This window comes from Streptomyces sp. NPDC057565, assembly GCF_042801455.1.
Classification (GTDB): domain Bacteria; phylum Actinomycetota; class Actinomycetes; order Streptomycetales; family Streptomycetaceae; genus Streptomyces; species Streptomyces yanii.
The window spans coordinates 23,436-42,219 of the sequence record NZ_JBHVFU010000036.1; the positions used below are offsets into that span (position 1 = coordinate 23,436).

Genomic DNA, 18,784 nt, shown 5'->3' on the forward strand with positions numbered 1-18,784 from the left:
GGGGCGGACGGTGACAGGTTCAGGCGGCTGCCGTGGAGGCACCCAGGCGAGGCCGCAGCGCGACAGCAATGCGCAGCAGCGAGTCCTCGGCGCCGTGGCTGCCGGGGCGGGTGACCACGTGGCGACCGTCGGGGGTGCGGGAGCGGACGGCGCCGTGGTGGATCTCACCGAGCGGCTCCAACCCCCTTATGCCCAGGGCGCCCAGGGTGGCGCGGGCGGTCTCGCCGCCGGTCAGGACGAGGTCGGGGTGGCCCGGGTACGCGGCGGCGAGCGCACCCAGGGCGGTGCTGAGGGCCCGCCCCGCGCCGGGGCGCGGGCCCGCCGAACCGTCGATGGACAACACGGTCAGGGCAGGAGCGGCGGCGGTACGTGGCAGGTGGACCGTGCCCGCCGCCAAGTCGGTCGGATCCAGGGGCACATGGTGCGCGCCGAGCGCGGTGAGGCGCGCGATCTGCGCAACCGCGCCGGGCTCGGCGGTCCCCACGACGAAGAGCAACGGGGTGCAGCCCCGGGCGGGCGGGGGCGGGGGTGTGGCGGCAGCGGGACGCAGCAGCGCGCGCCCGAGCGCGACCGCCAGACCACCGCTGCCCAGGAGCCGGAATCCACGGCCGAGCCGCAGCGCCGCCGCGGCCACCGCGTCCAGGTCGGCGTCGGTCTCGGCGTCCGGAGCGGGGTGCGCACCGGACGCGGCGATCCGCCGGAACTCCATGTCGAGTGCGGCGGGTTCGGACCGTACGACGTCGAGGGGGACCGTACGGACAGGCAGACCGGACAGCGCCTCGGGCAGTGAGCGGGGCGCGGACGCACGTTCTGCTCGCCAGCCGTCCGTGCGGTGCAGCGGAACGCCGTTCACGTGCACTACGCCGCCGGTCACGGTGCGCCGGGCCGCGGGCAGCGCGGGCGCGATGACGACGGCCTTGGCCCCCTCGGCGTAGGCGGCAGTCTCCGCGGCGAGGTTGCCGCGCAGCTGTGAGTCGACCTTCTTGTACAGCAGGCGAGGCGGACCGGCCTGCGCCGCGCGCAGCGCCGTCCGCACGACGTATGCCGCTTCGGCGGGCGGCAGATGACGGGTGTCCAGGTCCACGACGAGGTCGTGCGCGGCAGCGGTCTCGGCCACGTCAGCGGCGTTGAGCGACAGGCGGACGGGACCGCCGAGCGCGCACGCGGTCTCGGCCGCGCCGGACAGGTCGTCCGCGAGCGCGACGACGTACGGCAGTACGGGCGGCGAGACGCACGGAAGTGGGGGCGGGGGCAGGGAAGCCACGGGATCGAACCTCCTTGGGCGTGCCCGACGGTGGGCGGTTCGGTGAGGATCATGGCACAAGTTGCGTGAAGTGCGCGAGATCTCTTGCGCGATTTACGCAGTCGTGCGAGCGTTCCCATGGCGTCGACGGCCGTCACCCGCGGACCGCGCCGCCCTCGTGGACGTGACGCGTACCGGCTGACACGGCACATCGCACCGCACTTGGCCGCAGCACAGCGCATTGTCGGGAACCACCGCAGCGACCGCTCGAGGCCGTAGCCGCACGGCACCATTCGCGATGCGCACATCACGCAGGAGCTCGCGCACGAGCATGAGACCGCACCACCCGTCCCGGAAGGAACCCGCCGTGACCGTCGGCCTTGAACTCCCTCACGTCCCCGTCCCGTTGTCCCGTCTCGTCCTCGGCACGATGACCTTCGGCGACACCGCCGACCGCGCGACGGCCGCCACGATGGTGGACGCCGCGCTCGATGCGGGCATCACCGGCGTGGACACCGCCAACGGCTACGCGGGCGGCGAGAGCGAGCGCATCCTCGCCGAGCTGCTGCCCGGCCGCCGCGACCAGGTGGTTCTCGCCACCAAGGCCGGCATCCCGCACCCCGACCAGGGCGAGCACGCGCCGCTCTCCGCCAAGGGCCTGCGCGCCGCGCTCGAGGGGAGCCTCAAGCGCCTGGGCACCGATCACGTCGACCTCTTCTACCTGCACCAGCCGGACCGCAGGACACCACTCACCGAAACCCTCGCGACCGTGGCCGAGTTCGTGCAGGCGGGCAAGGTCCTCGCCCTCGGCGTCTCCAACTTCGCCGCCTGGCAGATCGCCGAGCTCAACCGCGTGGCCGACGAGGTCGGCGCCCCCCGCCCCGTCGTCGCCCAGCAGCTCCACAATCTCCTCGCGCGCCGCATCGAGGAGGAGTACGTGGACTACGCCGCGTACGCCGCCACCACCGGACTGCGCACGATGGTCTACAACCCACTCGGCGGCGGCCTGCTCACCGGCCGCCACAGTTTCGAACAAGACCCGGACAACGGGCGCTTCGGCGATTCCAAGCTGGCCGCGATGTACCGCGAGCGCTACTGGAACGAGGATTTGTTCCGAGCCGTCACCGACCTCACCCGCATCGCCTCCGACGCGGGCCTGCCACTGACCGACGTGGCCCTGCGCTGGCTGCTGTCGCGGCCTTCCACCGACGCGCTGCTGCTCGGCGGCTCCAAGGCCGAGCACTTGAAGGCCAACATCACCGCCGCGTCCGCGGGCCCGCTGCCCGCGGACGTCCTGGCCGCCTGCGACGAGGTCGGCGCCCGCCTGCGCGGCCCGATGCCCGCCTACAACCGCTGACCTCGCCACCCACCTCGCAACGGAGACAAACATGGCCACAGGCCGCACATCTGCCCAGTTCACCGCCGCACTGCGCAATCGTGAGCAGCTCATCGGCTACTGGTCGCTGCTCGACTCACCGATCGCCGCCGAGCGCCTCGCCCGCATCGGCTACGACTATCTGGCCTTCGACGCCCAGCACGGCCTCTTCGGCTACCAGGGCATGCTGAACAACCTCCTCGCCACCGACACCAAGGGCAGCACCGCCGTCGGCATGGTGCGCGTAGAGGCCAACGACCTCACCTACATCGGCAAGGCGCTCGACGCGGGCGCGAGCGCCGTGATCGTCCCGCTGATCGACAACGCCCAGGACGCCGCCGACGCCGTCGCCGCCGTACGCTACCCGCCGCTGGGCCGCCGCTCGTACGGCCCGATGCGCGCGCAGCTCCGCATCGGCCCGAACCCGGCCGACACGCACGAACAGACCGCCGTCCTCGCGATGATCGAGACGGCTGATGGCCTGGCCAACGTCGAGGAGATCTGCGCGACCCGCGGCCTGGACGGCGTCTACGTCGGCCCGTCCGACCTGCGCCTCGCCATCGGCGGCGCAACCTCCACCGACCCCTCCGTGCAGGACGAGTTCGAGCAGGCCCTCACCCGCATCCGCAAGGCGGCCGAGGCGGCGGGCATCGCGGCCGGCATCCACAACGCCGACGGGGCGAGCGCCGCCCGTCGCCTCGCCGAGGGCTTCACGTTCGCGACGGTCGCGGCCGACGTCGTGCACCTGCAGCAGATCGCGACGTCCCACCTGGAGGCGGCACGCGGCGGGGCGCGCTGATGCCGACCACGCTCATCACGACGCCCACCTTTGCCCGGCATTCGGCGCGCCCCTGGCAGATCCTGGAGGAGGGCGGAGCGGGTCCCCTGCGCCCCTGCGAGGACGTGCCACTGCCCACCGCCGAACTCTTCGAGTACGTGGCCGAAACGGACGCGTTGATCGTCGGCATGGACCCCATCACCGCCGAGGTGATGGACGCCTCACCCCGCCTCAAGGTGATCGCCAAGCACGGCGTCGGCGTCGACACCATCGACGTGGCCGCCGCCCACGCGCGTGCGATACCGGTTGTGTGCGCGCCGGGCAGCAACTCGCGCGCGGTCGCGGAGTACACCTTCGGCCTGCTGCTGTCCGCGACCCGCTCCCTCGCCGCCTCGCACACCGCGGTGGCGGCGGGCGGCTGGCCGAAGCTGTTCGGCCCCGAACTGCACGGCAGGACGCTGGGCATCGTCGGCTTCGGCCGCATCGGCCGCCTGCTGGCCGGTTACGCCCGCGCCTTCGGGATGGAGCTGCTCGCCCACGACCCGTACGTCTGCGAGGGTGACATCCGCGCGCTCGGCGCCGAACCGGTCGCACTCGACGCCCTGTTGGCGCGCGCCGATGCCGTCAGCCTGCACACCCCGCCCGACCCTTCCGGCACCCCGCTGCTCGATCGCGCCCGCCTGGCGGCGATGAAGCCTGGCGCGATCCTGGTCAACGCCGCGCGTGGCGGCCTCGTCGACGAACGCGCGCTCGCCGACCTGCTCGGCTCCGGTCACCTCGGGGCCGCGGCCCTCGACGCGTTCAGCGCCGAGCCGCTGCCTGCCGAGCACCCGCTGCGCGAGGCCCCGCGCACGCTACTCACCTCCCACATGGCCGCCTGCACACCCGAGGCCAACCAGGCCATGGGCGCGATGGTGGCCGAAGACGTCGTCCGCGTACTGGCCGGCAAGAAGCCCTGCCACCAGGCGCGTTGAGACACCACAGCACACGGCACCACGGCACGACCCTGTCCCCATTCCGGATACCGGCGACGACGCCGGAAGATCCCCTAAGGACCTGATATGGCCACCACGACCGACGGCGCCACAGCGGCGCCGCCACCCGCGCAGACCGACCCGTACGCGCTGCGCGCCGAAGACGCCCGCCCGGCCCCCGAGACCTTCCGCGGCCGACTGCGCCAGCTCGGCCCCGGGCTCGTGCTGTCCGCTGCCGTCGTCGGCTCCGGTGAACTGATCACCACCACCTCGCTCGGCGCGAAGGCCGGGTTCGCGCTGCTGTGGCTGGTGATCATCTCGACCGCGGTCAAGGTGTGGGTGCAGATGGAGCTGGCCCGCTGGACCATCCTCAACGGCCGCCCCGCGCTCGACGGCTTCCGTGACGTCGGCCCCCGGATCGGCCGGCTGAGCTGGATCAACTGGCTCTGGATCGGTATGGACTTCGCCAAAATGTTCCAGCGCGGCGGCATCATCGGCGGCACCGCGGCGGCCTGCTCGATCCTGCTGCCGATCCACGGGGCGGCGCTGAGCACGTCGTCCCTGACCATCTGGGCCCTCATCGTCACTGGCGCCGCCATCCTCATCCTGCAGACGGGCAAGTACCGCATCGTCGAGCGGGTCGAGGTCGTCGGCATCACACTCAAGACGGTCATCACCTTCGGCCTGGCACTCGCCCTGCCGTTCACCGCCTTCGGGTACGGCACCGAGCAGCTCGTCGGCGGACTGAGCTTCCAGATCCCCGCGGGCACGGTCGGCATCGCACTCGCCATGTTCGGCATCACCGGCGTCGGCGCCGACGAGATGACGACGTACACGTACTGGTGCATGGAAAAGGGCTACGCCCGCTGGACCGGCCCCGACGACGGCAGCGAGCAGCGCGCCAGGCGGGCCGAGGGCTGGCTCAAGGTCATGCGGCTCGACGTGGGCGTCTCCTGGGTCGTGTGCACCGTCTGCACCCTGTCCTTCTACGTGATCGGCGCCTCGGTGCTCCACCCGCAGGGCCTGGTGCCCGAGGGCAACGACATGATCACCACGCTGTCGCACATCTACACCGACACCCTCGGCCCATGGGCCGAGTATCTGTTCCTGGCCGGCGCGATCGCAGTCCTCTTCTCGGTCACCGTCGCCTCGTCGGCCAGCGTCCCCCGCTTGTGGACCAACACCCTCGGTCTGCTCGGAGTGGTCAACTGGCACGACATGCGCTCACGCACTCGCACCATCCGCATCCTCACCTGCTGCCTGCCCCCGGTGTGGATGTGCATCTTCCTGTGGGTCCAGTCCCCGGTCCTGATGGTGCAGATCGGCGGCATCGGCGGTGGCATCTTCCTGCTTGCGGTCGTGGTCGCGGTCTGGCGCCTGCGCTACACCGGCGTCCCGCCCCGCTTCCGCGCCAACCCCTGGCTGACCGCCGCCCTCGTCCTGAGCAGCGCGGCGATCCTGTTCCTCGGGGTGTACGGGGTGCTCGACACGCTCGAGCTCACACCCGGCAGCTGAATCCGGCGGCGAGATGCGCTCGTGCCCCGACACCGCACACCGCCCGACCCGACCCGGCCTCGACCGACGGGCCCGGCTCCGACGGGGCGCACGGCGGGGCGGGCCTCGCCCTCACTTCGTCGATCACCTACGCGTCCGCACCGCCTCAGCAGCCGCTCGCCAGCCGTTGCGAGACGACGGTGCCGAGGACGTGAACGTCCGCCTGCGCAAGGATGTTAGCCAACTTGTCGAATCCTGTGGCCACGGCCGAAGCCTCTTGAGCCGGTTGATCCCGCACACGACCGTGTGGCGCTCGCGGTAGTCGATCGTGTCGAACTTCGGTCAACTGGAGCAGACGCTGCACCGTTCCTAACCAGTGTGCATGAGTGAGTCCTGGACCCACTGCTGCGTACCGGGCGCATCCCGAACGGTGTGGGATGCGCTGGGGTTCCCGCGTTCGCGTCCCGTTCGGTGACGGCCCTCCGGGGGGCCGGTCCGTTGCGGGTGGGCGGGTTCCCTCACGCCCCCGGTCACCTGGTCCGGCCTGGGCGGTCCGATGCCCCGCACGATCGCTCCGGTCGTGCGGGGGCGGTGCCGTCCGACGCCGGACCGGGTGCCCGAGGGCGCGTCGTCCGATCGCGATACCGGCGGCATCGTGACGGGACATCTTTCGATGCGGGGTGGCCAGCGGCTTCTGCCAGTGCTGGGCACCCCACTGGGAGGTGTAGGCGGGGTCGACCGCGACGATCGCAAGGCCGTGTTCGGCGGCCATGGAGACGAGCCGGGCCTTGAGCCTGCCGGTCGGGATGCCGGAGATGAGCTGCCGGAACCGTTTGCGACGGCCGTGCTTCTCCCGGGTCTTCTCCGTGGTGAAGTCGAGATCTTCGATGCCGATCGCGGCGACACCGACACGCACCGCCCAGTGGATCAGGCGGGTCAGCGCGTGGCGGATCTGTGCATCGCGGTGACCGGCGGTCCCGGACAGGTCGTAGAAGAACCGCCGGGGCCCGCCCATGGGGTTGCCGTGCCGGTCCAGGTGGTAGGCGGCGAAGTGGTCGGCATTGGTATCGACACCGATCATGCCCCGGGCCCGGGCGGTGGCCAGCGGGATGGTCTGCACGACGGGGCGCTGCCAGGACGCGGTGAGGTACCAGCGGCCGCGCCGGGTGTCGAGGTGGATGCGGTAGGCCACGGCCCGGTTGGCGGTGATGCGGTCGGCCCACTCCGCACCCCGGTGCGCGAAGCCGATCCGGGAGGCGAGGACGTACCGGCCGTGCCCGGCGTTGGCCAGGTGCGCGAGCGGGGCAGGCAGCCTGATGGACACTTCGCCGTCCGGGGTGACGCGGATCGTCTCGTTCCCGAACCGCTTCCCCGACTCACCATCCGCCGCAAGAAACCAGCGCCCCGCCTCCCACCGTTGCCGCCACTGGCCTTCGGTGAGCCCGGCCTGGGCGAGGTGGTGGCGGGTGTTCAGGAGACGTCTGCCGCCCCGCACCACCCGCACCCGCCCGGCCTGCCACTCGGCAACAGCAGCGGCATGCCGATCTTCCAGCATCGCGAGACGGCGGGACTTGCGGAACCACTCGCCCTTGGAGCGGTAGCCACCCGCCGCCCGCTTGGTGCCCTTCTCCCCGATCGGGAGGGACAGACGCTGCCGCAGCGTCCTGATCCCGGCTGCCAGCGTCTGGATATGCGCCGCCTGGCAACGCCGGGCCAGCGCCCACTGATCGTGCGTGGCCTTGGTGATGGCCCCGGCGATCCTGGACGACGACTCCTTCGTCAGGTCCCGCTTACGTGACGCCCACGTGTCCGCACTGTGCTCCAGACCGTCCGCACAGCGGGCCTTGAGATCACGGGAAGCGAGCGCACCCTGATGCTCACCGACCGCACGCAGCACCTCCTCGTCCCGGGCCGTGAGGTGCTTGAGCCGGTCCCGGACCGCCACGCCGCAAGGCCCGGGCACCACGAAGGGCACGGCCAACTCCCGCACACCACCCACCACATCACCCCATCCCACCAGGCCGGGCACCTGCCATCCAGCCCAACGAGCAGCAGCTGCCAAGGTCACCCATTCGACCCCAGAACCCCCGTTCCCACCCCCACAAACCCGCTGACGGGACTCACTCCCGCACACCACCACTCACTTGAGCTCAGCAAACCGACAGCAGCTCACAACCCCCTGGACCTGATCCTCGTCGAGTCCGGCGGAGACAACCTCACCGCGACGTTTTCACGTGGCCTCGTCGATGCCCAGATATTCGTGATCGATGTGGCCAGCGGCGACGACATCCCCCGCAAGGGAGGCCCCGGCATCACCACCGCCGACCTCCTCGTGATCAACAAAACCGACCTCGCACCGTACGTAGGGGCAGACCTGGACACCATGGCAACAGACGCGCAGAAACAGCGAGACGCTCTGCCCGTCGCCTTCACGAGCCTCACCGCGGCCGACGGGATCCGCCCCGTCGCCTGCTGGGTCACCTCCCGCCTCGCCGCGTGGTGCGCCGAAGTTGCCGCATGACCGGCACAGCGCAACTCGAGAGCCGCTGCGAGCTCATCCCGGGCGCCCCGTCAACCGGGGAGCAGCGCGTAACCGACGCCACGGGGCGCGCACCCGAGGAGCACCCCCGTGACGCCCACCCTGCGGGGGTCTGTGCCGCCGCGCGCATCCGCGCCGCTCACCATGGACGCGCCACGACACTCCCGGTGTTGCACAGCGACGGCCCCTTCCACCTGCGCCGCCTACGCCCCTGCGGCGCGCGGGCCCGGGTCACCGTGATCGGCGCGATGAGCGCGCCGCTCGGCGGGGATCGGCTCGTGCTCGATGTCGCGGCGGGAGCGCGGGCCGAACTGGCGATGACCACAGCCGCCTCCACCATCGCCCTGCGCGGTCCCACCACTGACCCCGCCACCTACGACGTACGACTCAGCGTCGGCGAGCAGGCTTCCCTGCACTGGCTGCCACAGCCAGTGATCAACACCTGTGGCAGCACCCTGCACCAGACGTACGACGTGGAACTTGCCCCCACCTCCCGCCTGCTCCTGCGGGAGGAACAGGTACTCGGCCGCACAGCGGAACCACCAGGGCATTTGACCACCCGCCTGACCGTTCGGCGCGACGCACAACTGATCCTCGAGCAGCACACCTCCTACGGCGGTCCTGCACCGGCATGGGACGGGCCCGCCATCCTGGGGCAACACCGAGCAACAGGCCAACTCCTGGTCGTGGAGCCGGACATGGACCCCACGCACGAACCGCTCTTCATCGGTGACAACCCGGCGGAGGGATGCGCGGTTGTGGCTCCCCTGGCCAAAGGAGAAGCGATGCTCGCCACAGCGGTCGCATCGACACCAGCCCACCTGCGCCGACTCCTCGATGCAGCCTTCACACACATTGTGTCCGCGAGGACATAGACCCCGGCCTGCGTACGGGCCCGGCGCCCCGGTGGTCCCGCTCAAGGGCGCGGGTCGGCAGCGCGGTGACTGTGCTGCGCTGCCGAGGGCGCGGTTCTCGAGGGTGAGCCGGCGGATTACTTCTTCGTGCAGCTGGAGCGTCGCGCGTCAACCCCGTCACCGCCAACCGCTGGGGTGCTCCGCGCAGCCGGGCGCCCATTTTATGAGCTCCTCTCAGCACATGAGCCCACTGTTGTCGCGGCGCCGACGGCTCGGCGGGCTCCAGTTGCGCCCTGCCTGTGCGCACCACAGGCTGTCCCTATGGACCGCACCCTGAAAACCAGTGTGCTACCCATTCTGGTGACAGGCGCGGCGGGTAGTGTCGGCGCCGTCGGGCGATCCGTGGTCGAAGGCCTTCGGCGACGGGGCCTGCCTGTCCGGGCAATGGTGCGTCGCGATGACGAGCGGGCGGAGGCGCTTCGCGCGACGGGCGCCCATGTCGTCGTCGGAGACCTGACACACGCGGGCGACGTCGCCGACGCCGTGGCCGATTGTGGACGTATGTACTTCGGCATGGGCGTGTCGGCGCAATATCTGGAGGCTGCCGTGACGGTGGCGGCCGTCACGCGTGCGTACGGGGGCCTGGAAGCGTTCGTGAACATGTCGCAGCTGACCGTCTCCGAGATGGACCTCACCAGCACCTCCGAGTCCCTGCAGCAGCGGCAGCAGTGGCTGGTGGAGCAGGTCCTCGGCTGGTCAGGCCTGCCCGTCGTCCAGGTCAGGCCCACGGTGTTCATGGAGAATCCGCTGTTCCGTGTGGGCTTTTCGTCGATCGCGAAGTACGGAAGCATCAGGCTGCCCTTCGGCCGGGCGAAAACTTCTCCTGTGGCAGCCGGGGATGTCGCCGCGGTTGTGGAGGAGATCCTGGCCGATCCTGCCCCGCACGTCGGCCGAATCCATGAGCTGACCGGCCCGCGCTCGGAGGACGTCGCCGCCATGGCGGCGGAGGTTTCCTCAGCCCTGGGCCGACCGGTCGGTTACACCGACGTCCCCCTGCAGGAATGGATCGTCGACGATCTCAGGCCGTTGGGGCTGCCGGATCACGTCTTCCAGCACATCTCCACCATGGCTCGCCTTCACGCGGAGAATCGCTACGACCGCATGGCGGACGGGGTCGAGCAGGTCATCGGGCGGCCTCCTTCGGGGGTGGCCGATTACGTCCGTGAGAACCCCAGCCTGTTCAGCCCCTGACGCCGCGTCCTCGCCGTGCGTTGTCGAGGGTGTTGCGGGTTGACCGTTGGAGGCGCCTGCCGACCATCGTGCACGGGTCCGGCCGCCACACGGGCACAGGGTTGTTCTCCCACTCCGAAACCGCCCCGGAAAGGACCCGGCCCATGGGTGACGAACTCCTTGACCTGGCAACCACCACAACCGGCGGCAAAGACCGCCCGTACTCCGCAGCCCGCGAGCACTACGAAACCCTCGTTCCACGGTGTATTTGGCGGAGTGCAATGGGGCTGCAGGACGTCGGTTGATGCCCGGTCCAAGACCCACACATACCGGCGCGCAGGAGAAGAATCATGAACCGTCGTGTTGTCCACACCCGTGGCGGATTGCCCGCCGACGTCCTGACCGTCATCGAGGAGCCGGAGTCGGTAGCGCCCGAGCGCGGCCAGGTCCTCATCCGCACCACGGCCTTCTCGGTGCACCCTGGTGATCTCCAGGCCATCGAGGCCTACCCGGGGAAGGCTGCAGATCCGGTTCCGGTCGGCCTGGAGGCCACCGGTGTGGTGGAGGCGATCGGCGGGGGAGCGCGCTTGGCTCCGGGTGTCAAGGTCGGCGGCCGCGTAACGGTCTTCCCCCAGCCGGGGGCGTGGTCCCAGTGGATCGTGGCGGATGCCGAGGCGGTCGTCGCCGTACCGGACGAGTTGTCGGATGACGTCGCCGCGCAGATGCTCGCGAACCCGCTCACCACGGTGATGCTGCGCCGTGAGGCGCAGGAGCACATGGCCTTCGGATACGACGGTCTTCTGGTGCAGACCGCTGCGGGCTCGTCGGTCGGGCGACTGGTGACTGGCGTGTGTCAGTTTCACAACCTGGCGCTGGTCAATGTCGTCCGCAGCGACCGCGGGGCCGCCGAGCTGCGCAAGCGGTTCCCCGACGTGCCGGTCGTGTCGACAGAGCATCAGGGCTGGGCCGACGAGGTCCGCAAGGCAGCCGGCGGCCGCCCGGTCAGTGTGGCCTTCGACCCGATCGGCGGGAAGCTGGCGGAGAGCCTTCTGGACCTGTTGACGCCGGGCGGGAAACTGGCCAGTTACGGGCAAATCGCGGAAGAGTCGATCTCGGTGCCCGCGTCGACGCTGCTGAACAAGTCGCTGACGTTGCGGGGCAAGAACATCGGCCGGTGGCTGTCCGAGGCCTCCGCCGAGAGGCGGGCATCCGACGTCGCCACCGCCAAGCAGATCGCGCTGGGGCTCAAGGACCAGTTCGACGTGGCCGCCATGTACGGGCTCGGCGAGCTGACCAAGGCCGTGGAGCACGCGGTACGGCCCGGCAAGGTCGGCCTCGTCCTCGTCCGCCCCTGATAGCCGCCGGAAGGCCTGGCGGTCCCCGGGTTCGGTCTGCAGTGGCGTGCACCAGTATCCGGGTGAGACAGCCGCCGGCAATCTCGGCGCCTGGCGGAAGGCCATGGAGGCCGTCGCCGCGCTGGCTTGTGTAGCTGGAGTCGCCGAAGGCGGGGTCGTAGCCGTTGAGGTAGAGCTGATCGGCAAGGAACCAGGACAGTTTGCTCAGTGGGGGCGACCTTGCCGACCTCGTAGCCATTGGCGACCAGTACGTCCGCAGTGCCGACGAAGGTGGTCGCGACCCCCATGGCGTCGTGGAGGACGCCTCGGTGTAACCGCCGTCGGCATACAAGACGGCGGCCAGTTGCTGGACCAGGTACGTCTGTGCGTGGTCGCGCCACTGAGACGCCGCGGCGAACTCCGGGAAGCACACGCCGAGGTAGATCAGCGCGCTCTTGATGGTGACCATCCGGTTGGGGATGACAGAGGTCGTGGTGGCGAAGAAGGGCCCGGCGGCGTAGAACGCCTTCAGGATCGCGGTGTTGGCGTCAGCCGTCAGCGACGGGCTGGTACGCAGGATCTCGTAGGCATAACACCAGTTCTGGAAGCGCCAGGCCGCGTCGAGGTTGCGGGGGTAACTCGCGGCGCCGGCCGTCGAGCCGTAGGAGGTGGTGTCGTCGATGAAGTCGGTCATCAGACCGATGAGACCCGTGGCGATCTTCTTGTCGTTCTGGTCGCGGTGGGCGTCGGCGAGCGGACCGGCGAAGTAGAAGCGTGGCAGCTGGTAGTAGAACTCGTTGTCGACGTGCGCGCTTGTGATCGACTTCCAGTCGAAGCCCTTCTCGTTGCCCTGCCAGGAGAAGGTGTTCTGAACGGTGTTGTTCCAGCACCGGGTCGTCTCGTCGAAGGCCACCTGGACCTGGTACAGCGTGACTTGCTGCTGCTGGCTGCCGCTGGTGCGGCCGGTCAGGCTGAGCCTCGCGCTCCGCGGCGAGGTCACGATCCGCGGCGATGTGCGCGAGCTGGCGCAGCGCGGCACGGTGGCCCGCGTACACGGGGGAGTTGTATGGCCTTCCGGGGCATGCCGTCAAGAGCGGCCACGTCGATGGTCTCTTGATCCACAACGACTCGATCGCCCTTCCTCTCGTGAGCCGGTTGCAGGCGTCCGGCATTCAGATTCCCGGGGACCTGGCCGTCGTCACCTACGACGACGAGCTCGCGGCACTTGCCGAACCCCCGCTCACCGGTGTGGCGCGCGGTGGGCGCCGAAGCTGTCGAACTGCTCGTCAGGAGGCTTCAGGAACCGGGCAGGCCGGGTCACCACCTCAGGCTGCATCCCGCTCTCAACGTTCGCAGCTCATGAGCCCACCATGGTTGTCCGGCCCACGGTCCTGATGAGATTGGCGGCTCGTCAGGACCTCGCATCGGCGGGGCGCTGATGCCCACAGGGCACCACGTGGGCTTCTCTGTCGAATATCTCGGCAACGGCACCCGAGGGTGCCGCCGACAATAAAATCCTCCTTGACAAATTTTCTTGTCGGCCTGATCCTGGAACGGTGCTGGACGTCGCTGTGATCGAAGAACCCGCCGCGGCCGAGGCGTCCCTGGACCCGATACGGTCACGGATCCTCGCCGCCCTGGCCGAGCCCGGCTCGGCCGCCATGCTGGCGTCCCGCCTGGGACTTCCCCGGCAGAAGGTCAACTACCACCTGAAGAAACTGGAGCGTCACGGGCTGGTCGAACTCGCCGAGGAGCGGCGCAAGGGCAACGTCACCGAACGGGTGTATCGCGCCACCGCCGCCTCCTACGTGATCTCTCCCAGCGCCCTGGCCGTCGTCAGCCCGGATCCCTCCCGGTCCCCGGACCAGCTTTCCGCCCGCTGGCTGCTGGCGCTGGGCGCCCGGCTGGTGCAGGAGGTCGGCTCCCTGCTGACCGGCGCCTCCCGGGCCCGGCGGCGGGTCGCCACCTTCGGGATCGACGCCGAGGTGCGGTTCGCCTCCGCGGCCGACCGGACGGCCTTCGCCGGCGAACTGGCCCAAACCGTGGCTGCCCTCGTGGGCCGCTATCACGACGAGTTCGCTCCCGGGGGTCGCAGCCACCGGGTGGTCGTCGGGCTCCATCAGATCCCCACTGCGGAGTCCGCCGCCACGGAGAGCCGGGCTGCACTGCGGCAAGGAACCGCGGGGACGCGCGAGAAGGAATCAGAAGCAGGACAGGAGAACCCACGATGACGCACCCGTTCGAGATCGAGCAGGAGACGACCCTGCCGGCGAGCCCGGAGGAGGTCTGGAACGCGATCGCCACCGGACCGGGGATCGACTCCTGGTTCATGGGGCGCAACGAGGTGGAACCGCGCGAGGGCGGAATTGCCGCCATGGACACAGGGGGCCACCGGGAGGAGTCCGCGGTCACCGCCTACGAACCCGGCAAGTGCTTCGCCACGCGCACGGCGACCGCCGAGGACGGCCGGTTCATGGCCTTCGAGTACCTGATCGAGGGACGGGACGGCGGCAGCACCGTGCTCCGCGTCGTCCACAGCGGTGTCCTCGGCGACGACTGGCAGGACGAGTACGACGCGCTGCGCCGTGGCTGGCCGTTCCACCTCCACACGCTCCGCGAGTACCTGGCGCACTTTCCCGGACGTACCGGACTCCCCGTCTTCGCCATGGCGCCGTCGGGCGAGCGGCCGGCGCAGGAGGTCCGGGCGGCCCTCACCCGTGCACTCTCGCTGCCGAGCCCGGTCGCCGTGGGCGCGCCGGCCCACGCCGAGCCGGCCGACCTGCCGCCGCTGGACGGCGAAGTGACCTGGTCGGACGACGAGCGCATCGAGGTCCGCGCCGCCGACGGGATCTACACCTTCCACCACTTCCCCGGCGTGGTGCTGATGTTCCACCACCTCTTCGGCCCGGACACGGACGGCGCCGAGGTTGCCTGGCGGCAGTGGCTGACCGGTCTCCTCGCCTGACATTCGCGGGCGCGCCCCGACGCACGGCCGCACAGTCGGGCCATCCGTATACGTACCGCCCCCAGGACTGCCGGATCAGCCGCTCGCCGTAGCGGTCTTCGGTACGTCACCATCGGGACGCTTGCGCCGTGAACGCGGCCGAAGCGTGCACCCAGCAGTCAAACAACATACATCCGAGACACCAAGGAATTCTTCCATGCGCACTCTGATCAGCACTGCCTTCATCTCGCTCGACGGCGTCGTGGAGGCTCCGGGCGGCGAGCCCGGCTACCGCAACTCCGGATGGACCTTCAAGGAGGTCGAGTTCGTTCCCGAGGCATTCCAGATCAAGGAGCGGGAGCAGCAGGAGTCAACTGCGATCCTGATGGGCCGGGTCAGCTACGAAGCCTTCAGCCCGGTGTGGCCGGACATGGAGGAGTTCGCCCACTACAAGACGATGCCGAAGTACGTCGTCTCCAGCACCCTCACCGAGGACAAGCTGGTTTCCAACTGGGGTGAGACCTCCATCCTGCGCTCGCTCGACGAGGTCGCCGCCCTGAAGGAGACCGACGGAGGCCCGATCATCGTCCACGGCAGCGCCTCCCTGAACCACAGTCTCTCGGACGCCGGCCTGATCGACCGCTACCACCTGCTCGTCTACCCGCTGCTGCTCGGCGCCGGCAAGCGCCTGTTCAGCACCACGGACAAGGACACCCAGAAGCTGAAGCTGGTCGAGCACGACGCCTACAGCAACGGCCTGCAGAAGCAGGTCTTCGACGTCGTCCGCTGACAAGGATCCGGCGTCTCGCGCTCCCGTCGCCCGCTCGCCCGCTCGCCCGGACACGTTCCGATCCCCGTACTCGTCGTGGGCCAGGCGTCACAACCTGGCCCACGACCGGCCCGCCTGCTTCCGTGAGGTGCGGCGAGCGGTGGCCTGGGACGGAACGAACGAGGCGGGCGGCTTTCCGGGCCGAGAGCCCGGCGGTAGGCGTCACTTGAGTCTTCTGGTGGTGGGGTAGGTGTCCCAGCGGTAGCGCGGGGGCGCGGCAGATGCGCATGCGGAGCGTGACGAGCACGCATGGCCGCGCCCGGCTGCACCTACGGTGAGGCACGTCGAGGGCCATCTCCTGCTCAGATTCCTGGCCATTGCCGATGGTGATGGCCAGGAGGCTTCTCTGTGCGCTTCCAGTTGCCCAGGCAGCGTGTCAGGGCTGTCCGGGCCAGTCGCGGGTCAGGTCCGTAGATCCTCGAACGTCGGCTGAAGCCCGGCCGGGTGGGCGGATGCCGAACGGTCAGGCGGCGGGAATCGCCTGCGGTTGGAGCACGCGCGGGACGGCGGACAGGGCCGCCTTGAGCTGGACGCAGTTGTCGTCAGCGAGGATCTCCATCTTCCCTGCCCTGATGCCGCCGAGCGCGGCGCGTACGACGTCGGCGACGCCGGTCTCCCCGCGTCCCTCGCCGGCCAGTGCGGGCCGGATCCACCCGAGGCGAACCATGAGGTCGAACTCGGTACGCCTGCAAGCCGACAGGTCCGCAGACCTCTGGAGGGGAAAATCGAGGAGACCGGAGGGAGATGAACCTCTGGGAGGCAGAGTCATCGATGGGTTTTCGGACTGCTGGTTGGCAACAGGGTCGTTACGGGACGGCCCTTACGCACCCGCTCGTTCGGAGACGACCGTCGATTCCGTCTTGCTGCCGGTGGGCAGGTGGTGGGTGTGGGATCGTCGGTGTGGTCCCGCAGGGGCGGGTCCGGTGTGACGCGTGTGGCTTGGCAGGCGTCCGGACGGGGGTGGGTGGCTTTGCGGGTTGTGGGCGGCCGTTACGAGTTGGTCGCGTTCGTCGGTCGGGGCGGTATGGGGGAGGTCTGGGAGGGCCGCGATCGTGTGATCGAGCGCCGAGTCGCGGTCAAGCTGTTGCCGCACGACCGGCGGGACGCCTCCGGCGCGAAGCTGTTCTTCCGCGAGGCTCGAACCGCCGGCAGGCTGAACCACGCGGGCGTGGTGACGGTCTTCGACCTGGGTCAGGACCCCGACGACGGCACCCTCTATCTGGTGATGGAGTTCCTTACCGGGCGGGACCTGGACGCGGTGCTCCGCGAGGACGGCGCACCCCAGGTGACCACTGCTGTGGACTGGGCGGCACAGACCGCCGAGGCACTGAAGGCCGCCCATGCAGCCGGGATTGTGCACCGGGACCTGAAACCGGCGAACCTCATGCTCGCCCCGGACGGTCGGATCAAGATCCTCGACTTCGGTATCGCCCGGTACGTGGCGTCCACACACAAGTCGAGCAAGGTCATCGGCACGCTTGCCTACATGCCCCCCGAGCGTTTCGGCGATCTCCCCGCCGAATCCCGCTCCGACCTGTACTCGCTGGGCTGCGTGCTCCACGAACTCCTCACCGGAAGCACCCCCTTCCAAGCTGCCGAACCAGTTGCGATGATGGCCGCTCACCTCAACACAACCCCAGAGCCACCGGGCCGGGCTCGACCTGGTGTCCCCGCCGCCCTGGACGACCTGGTCATGGCTCTCCTCGCCAAGGACCCCGACGACCGTCCCTCATCAGCGGCCGAAGTCTGCGATCGGCTCCGCGAACTTTCCGCTGCAACCTCGGCATCCGGTGCCGGATCCGACCTGTCCGGCGCGGACGCGAAGACCGTCACCACTCCGGTCACCGGTGCCGGTCCCGGCGCAGCCCGAACGCCGGTGCCCGTGCCGGGACCGGGCGCAGGCACGCCGATGCCAGCGGGGCGCATCAGCCGTCGCACCGCGCTGCGGCTCGGCATCGGCGCCGGTATCACCGCCGCCCTCGGTACCGGCGTCGCCGCCGCCGTCGACCTGTTCGACCACAACACCACTGACCACAAGACCCGCGAGGACGCCTCCAAGATCCCGGACCCACGGCTCCGGTGGCGATATGCCACCGGAGGTGCGGTCACGTCGTCGCCGGCGGTGGTCGACGGGGTCGTGTACATCGGCAGTACCGACGGGAGCGTGTACGCCCTGGACGTGACCACCGGGAACAAGAAATGGGCCTACTCCACCGGCGACAAGGTCGAAGGGAAGCCGGCGGTGGTCGACGGGAGCGTGTACATCGGCAGCACCGACGGGAGCGTGTACGCCCTGGATGCCGCTACTGGGGAGAGGAAGTGGGCCTACTCCACCGGCGACAAGTTCGAAGCGGCGCCGACGGCGGTCGACGGGGTGGTGTACATCGCTGGAAACAAGTCTGTGACAGCCCTGAACGCGGCTACCGGGAACGAGAAATGGGCCGTCTCCTGCGATTCCGGCCTCGAGTCGCCGGCGGTGGTCGACGGGGTGGTGTACATCGCCGGCTACAGCTCCGTGACAGCCCTGAACGCGGCTACCGGGAACGAGAAATGGGCGCGCCGCGCAAGCGACTGGGGCTTCGACAGAAATGACGAATGGGACAACACGCCGGAGGATTGGCGCTTCGCGCCGCCGACGGTGGCCGACGCGGTGGTGTACATCGGTAGCAGCAAGAGGGTGTACGCCTTGGACGCGGTCACCGGGAGGAAGAGATGGGCCTTCGATACCGGCGGCACGGTCGAAGGGACTCCCACAGTGGCCGACAAGGTCGTGTACGTCGGCTGCAGCAGCAAGAGGGTGTACGCCTTGGACGCGGTCACCGGGAGGAAGAGATGGGCCTTCGACACCGGCGGCACGGTCGCGGGGACACCGACGGTGGCCGACGGAGTCGTATGTATCGGCAGCTTTGACCGCAACGTGTACGCCTTGGACGCGGTCACCGGGAACAAGAAATGGTCCTACGCCACCGGCGGCAGGGTCCGATCGTCGCCGGCGGTGGTCGACGGGGTCGTCCACGTCGGCAGTCAGGACCACAACGTGTACGCCCTGGATGTCACCATCGAGGGCAGCTCGGCATAGCCCTCTTCACCATCCGCTTCTGGAAATTCAGGGAACCGGAGGGAGGCTGAGCCTCTGGAAGCAGTGGTCATGGCTGAGTTGGATCCTTGATGAAGCGGTGCCGGCGGGCAG

At 69.7% G+C, this 18,784-nt stretch carries 16 protein-coding genes and 2 pseudogenes; 14 read left to right on the forward strand and 4 right to left on the reverse strand.

What is annotated here, in order from left to right; genetic code table 11:
• Positions 1 to 19 precede the first annotated feature (19 nt).
• Complete coding sequence (locus tag ACFU8W_RS36485) at positions 20 to 1,264, reverse strand: four-carbon acid sugar kinase family protein (protein WP_384046884.1); 1,245 nt, start codon at positions 1,262 to 1,264, stop codon at positions 20 to 22.
• Between the two features lie 346 nt (positions 1,265 to 1,610).
• On the opposite strand from ACFU8W_RS36485, the gene ACFU8W_RS36490 reads away from it, so the two are divergent.
• The 4 genes from ACFU8W_RS36490 to ACFU8W_RS36505 all read left to right on the forward strand — a co-directional run bounded on the left by ACFU8W_RS36490 (position 1,611) and on the right by ACFU8W_RS36505 (position 5,885).
• The gene (locus ACFU8W_RS36490) at positions 1,611 to 2,600 is read left to right on the forward strand and encodes an aldo/keto reductase (protein ID WP_384046886.1); all 990 of its coding nucleotides are present in this window, start codon (positions 1,611 to 1,613) and stop codon (positions 2,598 to 2,600) included.
• 31 nt (positions 2,601 to 2,631) lie between these two features.
• Positions 2,632 to 3,417, forward strand: a complete 786-nt coding sequence (locus tag ACFU8W_RS36495) for an HpcH/HpaI aldolase/citrate lyase family protein (RefSeq protein WP_384046889.1) — start codon at positions 2,632 to 2,634, stop codon at positions 3,415 to 3,417.
• Complete coding sequence (locus ACFU8W_RS36500; protein WP_384046892.1) at positions 3,417 to 4,370, forward strand: phosphoglycerate dehydrogenase; 954 nt, start codon at positions 3,417 to 3,419, stop codon at positions 4,368 to 4,370. Before ACFU8W_RS36495 ends, ACFU8W_RS36500 begins: the two co-directional genes overlap by 1 nt.
• A gap of 87 nt (positions 4,371 to 4,457) precedes the next feature.
• Positions 4,458 to 5,885 carry an Nramp family divalent metal transporter gene (locus tag ACFU8W_RS36505; protein ID WP_384046895.1) on the forward strand — a complete coding sequence of 476 codons (1,428 nt, stop codon included), beginning with the start codon at positions 4,458 to 4,460 and terminating at the stop codon, positions 5,883 to 5,885.
• 145 nt (positions 5,886 to 6,030) lie between these two features.
• Here the strand turns inward: ACFU8W_RS36505 and ACFU8W_RS36510 are convergent, their stop codons facing one another.
• Positions 6,031 to 7,881 carry an IS200/IS605 family accessory protein TnpB-related protein gene (locus tag ACFU8W_RS36510; RefSeq protein ID WP_384046900.1) on the reverse strand — a complete coding sequence of 617 codons (1,851 nt, stop codon included), beginning with the start codon at positions 7,879 to 7,881 and terminating at the stop codon, positions 6,031 to 6,033.
• Positions 7,882 to 8,031: 150 nt separating this feature from the next.
• Between ACFU8W_RS36510 and ACFU8W_RS36515 the strand changes: the two are divergent.
• The 4 genes and pseudogenes from ACFU8W_RS36515 to ACFU8W_RS36530 all read left to right on the forward strand — a co-directional run.
• Positions 8,032 to 8,385 (forward strand): annotated as a pseudogene (locus ACFU8W_RS36515) (GTP-binding protein); the annotation flags it as partial.
• On the forward strand, positions 8,382 to 9,278 hold the full coding sequence (locus tag ACFU8W_RS36520) for an urease accessory protein UreD (RefSeq protein ID WP_384046903.1): 897 nt from the start codon (positions 8,382 to 8,384) through the stop codon (positions 9,276 to 9,278). The pseudogene ACFU8W_RS36515 and the gene ACFU8W_RS36520, both read left to right, overlap by 4 nt.
• A gap of 300 nt (positions 9,279 to 9,578) precedes the next feature.
• Entirely contained in the window at positions 9,579 to 10,508 is a 930-nt protein-coding gene (locus tag ACFU8W_RS36525; protein ID WP_384046906.1) for an NAD(P)H-binding protein, read from the forward strand.
• Between the two features lie 329 nt (positions 10,509 to 10,837).
• Positions 10,838 to 11,842, forward strand: a complete 1,005-nt coding sequence (locus ACFU8W_RS36530; RefSeq protein WP_384046909.1) for a zinc-binding dehydrogenase — start codon at positions 10,838 to 10,840, stop codon at positions 11,840 to 11,842.
• Here ACFU8W_RS36530 and ACFU8W_RS36535 read toward each other — a convergent pair.
• Entirely contained in the window at positions 11,733 to 12,821 is a 1,089-nt protein-coding gene (locus ACFU8W_RS36535) for a heparinase II/III family protein (RefSeq protein WP_384046913.1), read from the reverse strand. The two genes, ACFU8W_RS36530 and ACFU8W_RS36535, sit on opposite strands and share 110 nt — an antisense overlap.
• Between ACFU8W_RS36535 and ACFU8W_RS36540 the strand changes: the two are divergent.
• The 5 genes and pseudogenes from ACFU8W_RS36540 to ACFU8W_RS36560 all read left to right on the forward strand — a co-directional run.
• A pseudogene (locus ACFU8W_RS36540) lies at positions 12,793 to 12,855 on the forward strand (hypothetical protein); the annotation flags it as partial. The gene ACFU8W_RS36535 and the pseudogene ACFU8W_RS36540 overlap by 29 nt on opposite strands.
• On the forward strand, positions 12,833 to 13,216 hold the full coding sequence (locus ACFU8W_RS36545) for a substrate-binding domain-containing protein (RefSeq protein ID WP_384046916.1): 384 nt from the start codon (positions 12,833 to 12,835) through the stop codon (positions 13,214 to 13,216). The pseudogene ACFU8W_RS36540 and the gene ACFU8W_RS36545, both read left to right, overlap by 23 nt.
• A 161-nt stretch (positions 13,217 to 13,377) precedes the next feature.
• Complete coding sequence (locus tag ACFU8W_RS36550) at positions 13,378 to 14,052, forward strand: ArsR/SmtB family transcription factor (protein WP_384046919.1); 675 nt, start codon at positions 13,378 to 13,380, stop codon at positions 14,050 to 14,052.
• On the forward strand, positions 14,049 to 14,786 hold the full coding sequence (locus tag ACFU8W_RS36555; RefSeq protein WP_384046922.1) for an SRPBCC domain-containing protein: 738 nt from the start codon (positions 14,049 to 14,051) through the stop codon (positions 14,784 to 14,786). The genes ACFU8W_RS36550 and ACFU8W_RS36555 overlap by 4 nt, the downstream gene beginning before the upstream one ends.
• 196 nt (positions 14,787 to 14,982) lie before the next feature.
• Entirely contained in the window at positions 14,983 to 15,555 is a 573-nt protein-coding gene (locus tag ACFU8W_RS36560) for a dihydrofolate reductase family protein (protein ID WP_384046925.1), read from the forward strand.
• Between the two features lie 502 nt (positions 15,556 to 16,057).
• Here the strand turns inward: ACFU8W_RS36560 and ACFU8W_RS36565 are convergent.
• The gene (locus ACFU8W_RS36565; RefSeq protein WP_384046927.1) at positions 16,058 to 16,261 is read right to left on the reverse strand and encodes a hypothetical protein; all 204 of its coding nucleotides are present in this window, start codon (positions 16,259 to 16,261) and stop codon (positions 16,058 to 16,060) included.
• A 297-nt stretch (positions 16,262 to 16,558) separates the two neighbouring features.
• Between ACFU8W_RS36565 and ACFU8W_RS36570 the strand changes: the two genes are divergently transcribed.
• Positions 16,559 to 18,673 carry a PQQ-binding-like beta-propeller repeat protein gene (locus tag ACFU8W_RS36570; protein ID WP_384046930.1) on the forward strand — a complete coding sequence of 705 codons (2,115 nt, stop codon included), beginning with the start codon at positions 16,559 to 16,561 and terminating at the stop codon, positions 18,671 to 18,673.
• Positions 18,674 to 18,784 lie beyond the last annotated feature (111 nt).

Coding starts and splice junctions, on each gene's coding strand:
- ACFU8W_RS36555 (WP_384046922.1), top strand. CDS start 14,049: ATGACGCACCCGTTCGAGATCGAGCAGGAGACGACCCTGCCGGCGAGC.
- ACFU8W_RS36505 (WP_384046895.1), top strand. CDS start 4,458: ATGGCCACCACGACCGACGGCGCCACAGCGGCGCCGCCACCCGCGCAG.
- ACFU8W_RS36530 (WP_384046909.1), top strand. CDS start 10,838: ATGAACCGTCGTGTTGTCCACACCCGTGGCGGATTGCCCGCCGACGTC.
- ACFU8W_RS36495 (WP_384046889.1), top strand. CDS start 2,632: ATGGCCACAGGCCGCACATCTGCCCAGTTCACCGCCGCACTGCGCAAT.
- ACFU8W_RS36520 (WP_384046903.1), top strand. CDS start 8,382: ATGACCGGCACAGCGCAACTCGAGAGCCGCTGCGAGCTCATCCCGGGC.
- ACFU8W_RS36565 (WP_384046927.1), bottom strand. CDS start 16,261: ATGGTTCGCCTCGGGTGGATCCGGCCCGCACTGGCCGGCGAGGGACGC.
- ACFU8W_RS36560 (WP_384046925.1), top strand. CDS start 14,983: ATGCGCACTCTGATCAGCACTGCCTTCATCTCGCTCGACGGCGTCGTG.
- ACFU8W_RS36500 (WP_384046892.1), top strand. CDS start 3,417: ATGCCGACCACGCTCATCACGACGCCCACCTTTGCCCGGCATTCGGCG.
- ACFU8W_RS36545 (WP_384046916.1), top strand. CDS start 12,833: ATGTGCGCGAGCTGGCGCAGCGCGGCACGGTGGCCCGCGTACACGGGG.
- ACFU8W_RS36525 (WP_384046906.1), top strand. CDS start 9,579: ATGGACCGCACCCTGAAAACCAGTGTGCTACCCATTCTGGTGACAGGC.